The sequence below is a fragment of the Gemmatimonas sp. genome (assembly GCF_044376735.1).
Lineage (GTDB): Bacteria > Gemmatimonadota > Gemmatimonadetes > Gemmatimonadales > Gemmatimonadaceae > Gemmatimonas.
Map to the genome: position 1 here is coordinate 1 of NZ_JBILKJ010000088.1, position 10,655 is coordinate 10,655.

Consider the following 10,655-nt stretch of genomic DNA (forward strand, 5'->3'; position numbering starts at 1 on the left):
TGAAGCAACGGCTCCTTGACATCGCCCGGTAGCTCTCGGGCGTAGATGACCTCGAAGTTCGAACCATTGAGAAAATAACGTATCCGGCGAAAGCCGTTCACGACGCGCATCGTATCGGACAATGTGGCGGTGAGGGGGCCCGTGCCCATGGCCGAGAGCGCCTCCTCTGTGGTCATGCCGGCCGTGAGCCCTTTCAGTTGCGCATCACCGGCTTCGTCCGCCCCACCACAGGCGGACGCAGTCAGTAGCAGGAGAACGACCGAAGTACGGACAAGAAGAGTCTTCATAGGTGCTGGACGTAGTGAATGATGACGACCGCGTTCGCGTACAACAGGCGAACGGCGGATGGCTTTGAACTTTACTTACCTACCCCGCTGTTCCGAAGAGGGGCGGGTGTGGCGCGGAATGACAAAGGCCCCGCCCTTTCGGGCGGGGCCTTTGTTTTCCAGCCTTTCGCTAAGCCTTACGGCTGGCGCGAGAAGGTGACCGTCGTGCTGACGGAGTTGGTGTTGAAACCACCCACCGTGCCCGTCGCGGTGAACGTCACCGTGACGTTGTTGCCGGCCGGAGCGGCCGAGCCAGCCGCAGCGATCGTGCAGGTACCAGCGCCGCCCATCGTGGCCGTGAGCAGGCCCGGGTTGGACGAGACGCAGGTGTAGCTGATCGCCGCACCGTTCGGATTGGCGCTGACCGACACGATGCGCGTACCGCCGCCCGTGTTGTCGTCAAGGATCGTCGCCGCCGCCGTACCAGCCGCGGCCGAGGCCGTGACCGAGCCCGGGAAGGCAGGCGCCAGACCGAACGTCACGTTCAAGGTCGAGAGCGCGTTACCCGCCGCATCCACGCCGATCGCGCGGACCACGTCGCCGTTGGCGAGGGCGGCCTGGGTGAACTGACCCTGGCTGACACCACCGAAGCTGAACGTGTAGCGGAAGAAGCGGAGACCACCCTGGTCGAGCGTACCAGCGAAGGTCGCCGTACCGAGGTGCTCCCATTCCGTCGCGCCAGCGCGGATCACGTAGACCGACGAGAACGGCGGGTTCGTGATGGACGTGCTGGTCTCGACGCGGAACTCGAGGTTGGCCGACGCCGGGTTGAAAGCGGTGAAGGTGCTGATGCCAGCGCCCGAGGCCGTCCAATTCTTCGTCGCCGTCGGAACCTGCGACGGGAAGATCGTGGCCACGAGCGGAGTCGAGCGACCCTGATCCGACCACACGGTCGTGGAGGTGCCGCGGATGTCGTACAGGTTGGCCACAACGGTGTCAGGCTTGACTTCCGCACCGAGGGCCGTGATGGCGGCCGCCGAGAGCGGGGCACCAGCGCCGTCAACCGTCGTCAGCTGCTGGATGAACGGGATCGGCACGTTGAGCGCCGACGACGCGAGCGTCGTGCCCGGGCCGACCGGCGTGGTCAGCTTGTTGTCGCTGATCGCGGCGAACGGGTTGTGCCAGAGGCCGAGGAGGCCGGTGGACGTGTAGTTCGGCACGCGAAGGAAGCGGATGCGCTGCGGCTGCGTGGTCGCACCAACCACCGTGCCGTTGGCGCGGCCGATCTGGCGGTAGGCCAGGGCCAGGTCACCAGCGATCGCTTCGAGGTCGTCCGTACCGGCCGGCCCGAAGCCGACGGTCGTGCCGCCCTGAAGCACTCCGGGAACCGTGATGCCGGTGATCTGCGGGGCCGCATTGTCGATCGCGACCGAGCGGGCCGGGATGGCCGTGGTGTTGCCCGCACGGTCAGCGAGCGTGCCGCTGAACGTGTAGTAAGCCGGCGCCGGCGTGCCGATGTTGGCCGGCACGGTGGTCGCGTTGTTACGACCCGCGACGCCACCCACGAACACCGAGAACTGACGCACCGAGGCGTCGCCGGCGTAGACAGAAGCGTCGATCGAGTTGCGGAGCGTCAGGCCCGCGGTCGTGGAGCTGCCGACCAGGTTCTCGACCGTGGCATCGCCCGTGAGCGACAGCGCGGCCGGAGCCGAGCGACGGACGATCTGGAAGCTGCCGCCGCGCACACCCGCGCCGCCGAAGCAGTTCGCCGCGGTGCAAGCAAAGAAGCCCGAGCGGCTGTCGGTGAAGCGCACCGCGAACGTGGCGGCGTCAGCCTGCGGAACGCCCGTCGTGGTGGTGGTGATGCCGCTGGCGGCCGACACGTACATCGAGTCGCGGTCGGTGCGGGCGAACCCGGTGATCGGGAACGCATCGCCAGAGTTCGGGATCGCGACGAGCGTCGGAGCCGTGATGTCGACACCGAAGGCGGTCGGGACGGCAGCCGAGGTGTTCAGACCAGGGGTGGCCGAGGCGCCCGTGCCAGCCGACGCGTTCGCCCACGTGAAGGCGACCGTCGTGGCGCGGTTGCCGAGACGGTCGGTTTCCGCCGCCTGGGCATAGTACGCCGTGTTGGTCAGGTTGGACGCTTCCGGCACGTTCAACGTCGCGATCGTGGACGAAATGCCGCCCGTCGCGACCGGCGACGTGCAGTTGATCGGCGCCGTCGGGGTCGTGGCCGGGAGCGGATTGAGGCACACGCTGAACAGCGTGTTACGCGAAGCCGCACCAGCGCCGATTTCGGAACCGTTCGCCGACGTCAGGCCGACGTTGCCGTCGGAGATGCGGTAGCGAAGCGAGCCCGTGCCCGTGGCCGTCACGGCGTTGGTACCGGCGACAAAGTACGCCGCGTTCACCCACGCCGAGTCGACGCCCGAGGCGCCGCCGCCGCGCACGTCGAACGCCGTGATCGACGGCGCCGCGTAGTCGTGCGGGAGGTACAGGTTGTTCGGGCGATACCCGAGCGACTGGCGATAGCCGCCCACCGTGCTGGTGGCGATGTTCGAGAAGTCGCTGAAGATGGACGTTCCAGCCGCCGGGGTCAGCGTGACGCCGCCGTAGGTGTTGTTGTTGTTGTCAACGCCGCTGACGACGTTCGGGGCCAGACCAGCCGTGGTCGAGGCAACGCCCGTGCAGTTGAAGGTGCCCGCGAGCGTGTCGCGCGTGGCCGTACCGTACGTGGCCGAGAACGGACGCGAGCGGTCGGTGATGTTCGAGCCGCAAGCGGTGGACAGGTTGAGGACAGCCTGGACAACCGTACGGTTCGGCGTGTAGACAACCGGGACCACCGTGAAGGAACCCGCGCCCGACTGGGCGGCAGGCGTCAGGGCGTCCGGCGTGGTCGGACCGCCGTACCACGTGATGTTGCTCACGTCGTTCGCCTTGTTGGCCGGAGCCGCCCACGAGATCGTCCAGCCGTCCGGGTTGTTGAAGTTCACCTGCGAGATGCTGTTCGACGCGATCGTCGAAGAGGCAGCCGGCGAGGTGGTCAACGTCGCGACGAGCGTACGGAGGCCGTTCTTATAGAGCGTGTTGGCATCGGCACCCGTCGTGAAGTCAGGCGTCGTGAACTCGCTGGTGTTCACGTACATCTGCACCGTGGCCGCCTGCGTGCCCGACGCCGTGAACGACTGACGAGCAGCCGGCACACCGTTCGTGCGCGCGGCACACGCCGCCACCGTTTCCGCCGGGGCGCAAACCCACAGGTTCACTTCCGACACCGTCTGGCCGTTCGGCTGGATGGCGATGTTCGCTTCGATCTGGTCGGTGACGTTCGAGATGTCGATCGTCGAGCCGCCGCGCGTGAGGTTCACGATCGCGACCTGCGCATTCGGCGACACCGTCACCGGGATGAGCGCCGTGATCGACGACGCCGCGAAGGCGCCCGCTTCAACGCTCTGCGCCGTCACGGTAACGACGGCCGTACCGGCCGACACGGCCGTGATGACACCCATCGTGCTGACGGTCGCAATGCTCGGGGCCGAGGTGCCGTAGGTGATGGTCGCGGCCGAAGCGCGCGGGCCAGCCGCCGACGCGGTCAGGGCCTGCGTGCCGCCCTGCGCCAGCGCAACCGAGCTCGGCTGCACGTTCAACGACGTCAGGCCGGGCGCGCGATCAGACACCGTGATCGTCACGGCCTGGTTGATCGTGGCCGTCGTGAAGCCCGCCGCCGTACCCGTGGCGGAGACCGTGATGGTCGCCACGCCAGGCGCAACCGCCGTGACCACACCAGCCGCCGTCACCGACGCAATCGTCGCCGACGAGGTGGTGTACGTGTACGTCGCCGTGCGGCCAGCAGGCTGCACGGTGGGGACGATCGTGACCGAACCACCAACCGCCAGCTGCGCCGCCGACGGCGACACCGCGAGCGACGTGATGGCCGGAGCCGGAGCCGACACCGAGACCGACGCGGCAGCCGACTGGCCCGTGGAGGACGTGGCGGTGATCGTCGCGTTACCGGCGCCGACGGCCGTCACGCGGCAGGACGCGCTGCCGACGCCGGCCGTAGCCGTCGCCGACGTGGCCGTCGCAACCGTCGCCGAGCTCGACGTGCAGCTGGCGAGCGTCGGGCCACCCGTGCTCGGGCCGCCCGAGATCTGAACCGCAAAATTCACCGACTCGCCAATGTTCATATTGGCCGAGGGCGGCGTGATGGACAGCGTGATCGGCGCGGCCGGTGCCACAGGCACCGTCACGTCATCACCGCAAGCACCCAGCGCCAAGGCGCCAAGGCTCAGGGCGATGATCGCCTTGTTCCGAGAAAAGAGTTGCATTAATCCCCCTCTTTCGAGGTCGTGGAGGTAGCTGCTGTTCATGAGGGTGGGTTGCCTCATCAACAACGTCTGGCGTTGGCAAGCGCTCGCCGATCTGGCGCGCGCTCCATCATGCACTGCGTACAGAGGAGCAGGACGTGGCTCGGGGAGCGGCCGAATCAACACCCTGTCGTGTACACCCATGATGCCCGAAGAACCGATCTGCACAACAACGGGCCCTGCATCACGCGTCGCCAACCCAAGCGTCGGTTCCTCGTGATTCCTGCACGTGCGATTGCTCACACGTTTCAAACACATACCGGCAAGAAAAGTGGGCGCGAGCATCCCGAAGGATGACACGCACACTTTTCCCGCCGTCGTCAACGCCCTAACCTAGGGGTGTCCGGCCACTGGAGTCAAGCCACCGCGTTACCCGGGCTTCAGCCGCCGCTGTCACAATTCTGTGACCAGGGGCCGACAAAAGCCGGTTTTCCACAGTATCACCCCCGCCCGACTCCCCCACCGCACGATACCGAAGACACCGGAAAGGGGACGCCCCCTACGCCGCGAACGTCACACCCTCGGCAACCGACCGCACCGGCGCCTATACTGTATGTATGGCTGAGCCCCCCCGGATCCACGTCCCCGCAATCCGCGTGATCCCCCCGCCCCCGGTCGCCGCCGAAGGGCCCGCCCTGAATGCGGCGCAGGCCGCCGCCGCCAGCCACGGCGACACCCCGCTCCTCATTGTCGCCGGCGCCGGCTCGGGCAAAACCCGGACGCTCATCCATCGGGTCGCCCATTTAATCGGGAGAGGCGTCCCCGCCAGCCGCATTCTGCTCCTCACCTTCACCCGCCGCGCCTCGCAGGAAATGCTGGGACGCTGTGAGCGGTTGGTCGGCTCCGCCTCGCACCAGGTGCATGGTGGCACCTTCCATGGCGTTGCCCATCGCCTACTGCGCCGGTTCGGGCCCGCCGCCGGCCTCCCCGCCGATTTCACGATCCTCGATCAGGCCGATGCCTCCGATCTGATGGGCATTGCCCGCGCCGCCCTCGGCTACGCCGATCTCAAGAACGCCCCACGGTCGGCCCCACGCTTCCCCCGCGCCGAAACGCTGCAGTCCATCTACTCGCGGCACGTCAACACCGAACAGTCCATCGCGGAACTGCTGGGCGAACAATGGCCCCACTTCCTCGCCTGGACCGGCGACATCGAGCGGCTCTTCGGCGACTACGTGAAACGCAAGGCGGAACGCAATCTGTTGGACTACGACGACCTGCTGCTGTCGTGGGCGCTGCTGCTCGAACAGGCCCCGCCCATCGCCGAGCAGATTCGCGCGCTGTACGATCACGTGCTCGTCGATGAGTATCAGGACACCAATCCGCTGCAGTCGCGCATCCTGCGCGCGCTGTGCACGAACGGCAAGATCACGGTGGTTGGCGACGATGCCCAGAGCATCTACGCGTTCCGCGGCGCGACGATCCGCAATATCCTCGACTTTCCGCAGCAGTTCCCGGGCACGCAGATCGTCACGCTCGAGCGCAACTATCGCTCCACGGGGCCGATTCTCGACACCACGAATGCGTTGATCTCGCGCAGCCGCGAGCGCTACTCGAAGCAGCTCTGGACCGAGCGCACCGGCGGCGAGCCGCCCTGGCTCGTGACCGTGAAGGACGAGCACGCACAAACGGCGTTCGTCGTGGACCGGTTGCTCGAACTGCACGAGGAGGGGATTCCGCTGCGCGAAATGGCCGTGCTCTTTCGCGCCGGCTATCTCTCGGCCGATCTCGAAATCGAACTCGCCAACCGGCGGATTCCGTATGAGAAATGGGGTGGCCTCAAGTTTCTCGAGGCCGCGCACATCAAAGACATCCTGGCGTTTCTCCGCGTGCTGGAGAATCCGCGCGACGAGGTGAGCTGGTACCGCCTGCTGCGCCTGCTCCCCGGCGTAGGCGACGCGACCGCGCGCGCGGCGATCGACCTGCTGGCCCATCATGCATGGGAACCGATGGCGCTTGGCGCGACCAAGGCGCCCTCACGCGCCCGCCCGGCGCTTCAGGCACTGGCCGCCCTGCTGGATGGCATGCGCCGCGTGGAGCGCGGCAACAACCCGCACGCACCGGCCGAGACCATCCGTCTCTGCCGCCACCTGTACGATCCGATCCTGCAGGCCACTTACGATGATGCGCCGCCGCGCATGGCCGACCTCGATCAGCTCGAAGTGATCGCCGCCGGCTACCCCGACCGCAGCACCTTTCTCTCGGCGCTGGCCCTCGAGCCGCCGGCGAACACGCAGGATCTCGCGGTGGGCAGCACCGATGAAGACGACGCCCTGATTCTGTCCACGGTGCATTCCGCGAAAGGGAAGGAATGGGACGCGGTGTTCGTGATCCACGCCTCCGACGGCGTGTTCCCAATGGCGCGCTCGGCCAATGACGACGCGCAGATCGACGAAGAGCGGCGCCTCTTGTACGTGGCGATGACCCGCGCCCGCGATCAGCTGTTCGTCACGTATCCGCTGCACAGCTACGCCACCCGGACCGGCGCCGATTTCGCCTACAGTCAGCTGTCCCGTTTTCTGGACCCGGGGGTACGCACATCCATGCAGCGGGTGACCGTTGGCGAAGAAATGCCCCCGGCCCTGCCGGCACTTCGTGGCGACGCACCACCGCTCGACTTGCGCGCCTTGCTGCGAGGCCGCTTCCCCACCGCGTAGTTCGCAGCACTCTTCACCTTGACGAGGATCCATTGAGTTTCTTCCGCAATCTGTCGGTGGCCGCGTTCGTCGCCGTCACCACCGGCACCGTGACCGGCAGCGTGGCCGGCGCGCAGGGTGCCGCCACCAAGACGCCGGTGGACTCCTTCGCGCTGCCATCGGCCTTGCCGGTCGATGCCGCCGTGCGCATCGGCACCCTGCCCAACGGCATTCGCTATTACATCCGACGCAATGCCAAGCCGGAACAGCGCGCCGAGCTGCGGCTGGTGGTGAACGCCGGTTCCATTCTGGAAGACGAAGATCAGCGCGGTCTCGCGCACTTCATCGAGCACATGGCCTTCAACGGCACGAAGTCCTTCGCGAAGAACGACATCGTGAAGTACCTCGAGTCGATCGGTGTGCGCTTCGGCGCCGATCTGAATGCGTACACGAGCTTCGATGAAACGGTGTACATCCTGCCCGTTCCCACGGACAGCGCCGGCATTCTCGAAAAGAGCTTCCGCTTTCTGGGCGACGTGGCCACCGGTATCCTGTTCGACTCCACCGAGGTGGTGGCCGAGCGCGGCGTGGTGTTGTCGGAGTGGCGGAATGGGCTCGGGGCGGGCGAACGGCTGCGCGACAAGCAGTTCCCGGTGATTTTCCGCGGCTCGCGTTACGCCGAACGACTGCCGATCGGCAAGCCGGAGATTCTCGAGAAGGCCAACCCATCTCCGCTCAAGCGCTTCTGGCGCGACTGGTACCGTCCGGATCTCATGGCCGTTGTTGCCGTCGGCGATGCCGATCCGAAGACCCTTGAAGCGTTGATTCGCTCCACGTTCGGCGGCATCGCGCCCCGCAAGGGCGCCCGCGCGCGCACGGTCGCCGCGGTGCCTCCCCACGATTCCACACTCATCTCGATTGCCACCGACAAGGAGCTCAGTGGCTCGTCGGTGGGCGTACTGTGGAAGAGCAAGGGGCGCACGACCCGCACGGTGGGCGACCTGCGGCAGGATCTGCTGGAGCGGCTGTACGACCAGATGCTGAATCAGCGATTCAGCGAACTCGCCCTCAAGCCTGAAACGCCGTTTGTGGGTGCAGGGGCCGGCGGCGGCAGCTTCGTGCGCAACAGCGAGTACTACTCGCTCGATGCGCGCGCGAAGGAAGGCAAGCTGCTGGAGTCACTGCAGGCGCTGCTCACCGAGGCCGAACGCGTGCGTCGTCACGGGTTCCTGGCCGCCGAACTCGAGCGGGCGAAGATCAATACGCTGCGAGCCTACGAGCGCGCGTATCAGGAGCGCGACAAGACGCCGTCGGGAGCGTTTGTCGGCGAGTACATCGACAACTTCCTGCAGGGCGAAGCAATTCCCGGGATCGCGTTCGAGTACGCGGCGATGCAGCGCCTGCTGCCCACCGTCACCCTCACCGAAGTGAACGCGCTGGGCGCGAACCGTGTCGGCGAGGCCAACCGCGTGGTGACCGTGAGCCTGCCCGAGAAGGAAGGCCTCGCAGTGCCCACCGACACCGACGTCCGCGGCGTCTTCGCGAAGGTGAACGCGGCCACGATCACGCCCTGGGTGGAATCGGTGACCGCCGGTGCGCTGGTCGCGAAGGCGCCCACGGCCGGACGCGTGGTGAGCGAGAAGCGGACCGAGTCGCTCAACCTCACGGAATGGACGCTGTCGAATGGCATCAAGGTGTTCGTGAAGCCCACCGACTTCACCGCGGATCAGATCGTGATGACGGGGTGGAGCCCGGGTGGCGCCAGCCTGGTGGCCGACAAGGAGGTGTTCAAGACTTCATTGACGACCACCGTGATCGAGCGTGGCGGCGTCGGCGACTATTCGATCGTCGACTTGAACAAGAAGCTCACCGGCAAGGTGGCCTCCGCGTCGGCCGTCATCACCGATCTCAGCGAAGGGGTGAGCGGGCGCGCCTCGCCGAAAGACCTGGAAACGATGATGCAGCTTACCTGGCTGCGGCTCACGTCACCACGGGCGGATACGTCGGCGTTCAAGGCGCTGCTGCAGCAGTTCGATCAGGTGCTCAAGAACAAGGACGCCAATCCGGCCGCCGTCTTTAGCGACACGGTACAGATGACGCTCGCGGGCGGTCATCCGCGGGTACGTCCGCTCTCGGCCGAGATGCTGCAGGAGCTCAACCTCGATGAAATGCTGGCCATCTATCGCGACCGGTTTGCCGATCTCGGCGACTTCACCTTCGTGTTCGTCGGCAACGTGGACCTCGCGGTGCTGAAGCCGTTGGTGGAGCAGTGGCTCGCGCCCCTGCCCGCGGCCGGTCGCAAGGAAACGTTCAAGGACGTCGGGCCCAAGCTGTTCAGCGGCCGGATCGACAAGACCGTGCGCAAGGGCATTGCCCCGCAGAGCCAAACAGCGATTCTGATGGCGGGGACCGCCCCCTGGAGCCGCGAGAACTCCTACCTGCTGTCGTCGGTGGGCGAAGTGCTCGAGATGCGGTTGTTGGACCGTCTGCGCGAGTCGCTGGGCGGCACCTACTCGGTGTCGGTGAACGCGCAGTTCTCGCGCACGCCGCGACAGGAGTGGCAGGTGGTGATCGGCTACGGCTCGGCGCCCGAGAAGGCGGAGTCGATGTTCGCCGCGGTGCAACAGGAGCTCGATTCGCTGCGTCGTGTGCCGCCGAGTGCGGCGGAAGTGGAACGCGTGCGTGAGCAGCAGCGCCGCGAGTTGGAAGTGGCGCGTAAGCAGAATGGCTATTGGCTGAGCACCATCCGCAGTCGTCTCGAGAACGGCGACGACCTGGGCGCCATCGGGAGTGAAGATCCGATGATTGCCGGACTGACCGCCGAGAAGCTGGCGGCGGCCGCGAAGCAGTACCTCAGCGAAGCGAACCGGGCGCGGTTCGTGCTACTACCCGAGAGCAAGTAACGCCACCAGCGCTCAGCGATCGTTGCGGCTCACAGCATCCTTGTGGGCCGCGATGATCCGCTGAATGGCGCGCTTGAGATCGCGTCCCTCGGCCACGTACACCGAATCGAACCGATCGAGCCGTTCCGCGTACACGCGGCGCGAGAGCAGCACGGCGTTGTCGAGCTTCACCCGCTGCACCCAGCCGGAGGGATAGGTGCGGAGCTGCGGCCCGATGCTGTCCACGAGACGGGTACGGGCGCGGGCATACACACGATCGCGCGCCGCGATCCGTTCGGCGCGGGCCGAGTCGGGGAGCGACGCAAATACCTGCTCGATCTCGTTCGATGTGCGCTCCCAGAACGCGCCCAGCATCAGGTCGTCATGCCACTCGTCTTCCGCGCGTTGACGCAGCACGGAGTCGCCGCGCGCCCGGAAGAACTGCTCCGCGCCGCGCCCGCCCACGAAAGTGGCGAAGGACTCGTTGAACGACACCGTTCC

Annotated in this window: 5 protein-coding genes; 2 read left to right on the forward strand and 3 right to left on the reverse strand. The window is 66.6% G+C overall.

Features of this window, described 5'->3' with window-relative positions; all coding sequences use genetic code 11:
* Both ACIRA7_RS11570 and ACIRA7_RS11575 read right to left on the reverse strand, forming a co-directional pair.
* Positions 1–287: hypothetical protein (locus ACIRA7_RS11570; RefSeq protein WP_396220997.1), on the reverse strand; the 287-nt coding region annotated here is incomplete at its 3' end.
* Positions 288–463: 176 nt separating this feature from the next.
* The gene (locus ACIRA7_RS11575) at positions 464–4,597 is read right to left on the reverse strand and encodes a beta strand repeat-containing protein (RefSeq protein ID WP_396220998.1); all 4,134 of its coding nucleotides are present in this window, start codon (positions 4,595–4,597) and stop codon (positions 464–466) included.
* Positions 4,598–5,193: 596 nt separating this feature from the next.
* On the opposite strand from ACIRA7_RS11575, the gene ACIRA7_RS11580 reads away from it, so the two are divergent.
* Together ACIRA7_RS11580 and ACIRA7_RS11585 are read left to right on the forward strand one after the other, a co-directional pair.
* Positions 5,194–7,293, forward strand: a complete 2,100-nt coding sequence (locus ACIRA7_RS11580) for an ATP-dependent helicase (protein WP_396220999.1) — start codon at positions 5,194–5,196, stop codon at positions 7,291–7,293.
* A gap of 32 nt (positions 7,294–7,325) precedes the next feature.
* On the forward strand, positions 7,326–10,175 hold the full coding sequence (locus ACIRA7_RS11585; protein ID WP_396221000.1) for a M16 family metallopeptidase: 2,850 nt from the start codon (positions 7,326–7,328) through the stop codon (positions 10,173–10,175).
* Positions 10,176–10,187: 12 nt separating this feature from the next.
* Here ACIRA7_RS11585 and ACIRA7_RS11590 read toward each other — a convergent pair.
* The coding region (locus tag ACIRA7_RS11590) for an aminopeptidase (protein WP_396221001.1) at positions 10,188–10,655 on the reverse strand (468 nt) is incomplete at its 5' end.

Bases quoted from the DNA above. Each gene is read 5' to 3' on its own strand.
- ACIRA7_RS11575 (WP_396220998.1), bottom strand. From the start codon at position 4,597: ATGCAACTCTTTTCTCGGAACAAGGCGATCATCGCCCTGAGCCTTGGC.
- ACIRA7_RS11580 (WP_396220999.1), top strand. From the start codon at position 5,194: ATGGCTGAGCCCCCCCGGATCCACGTCCCCGCAATCCGCGTGATCCCC.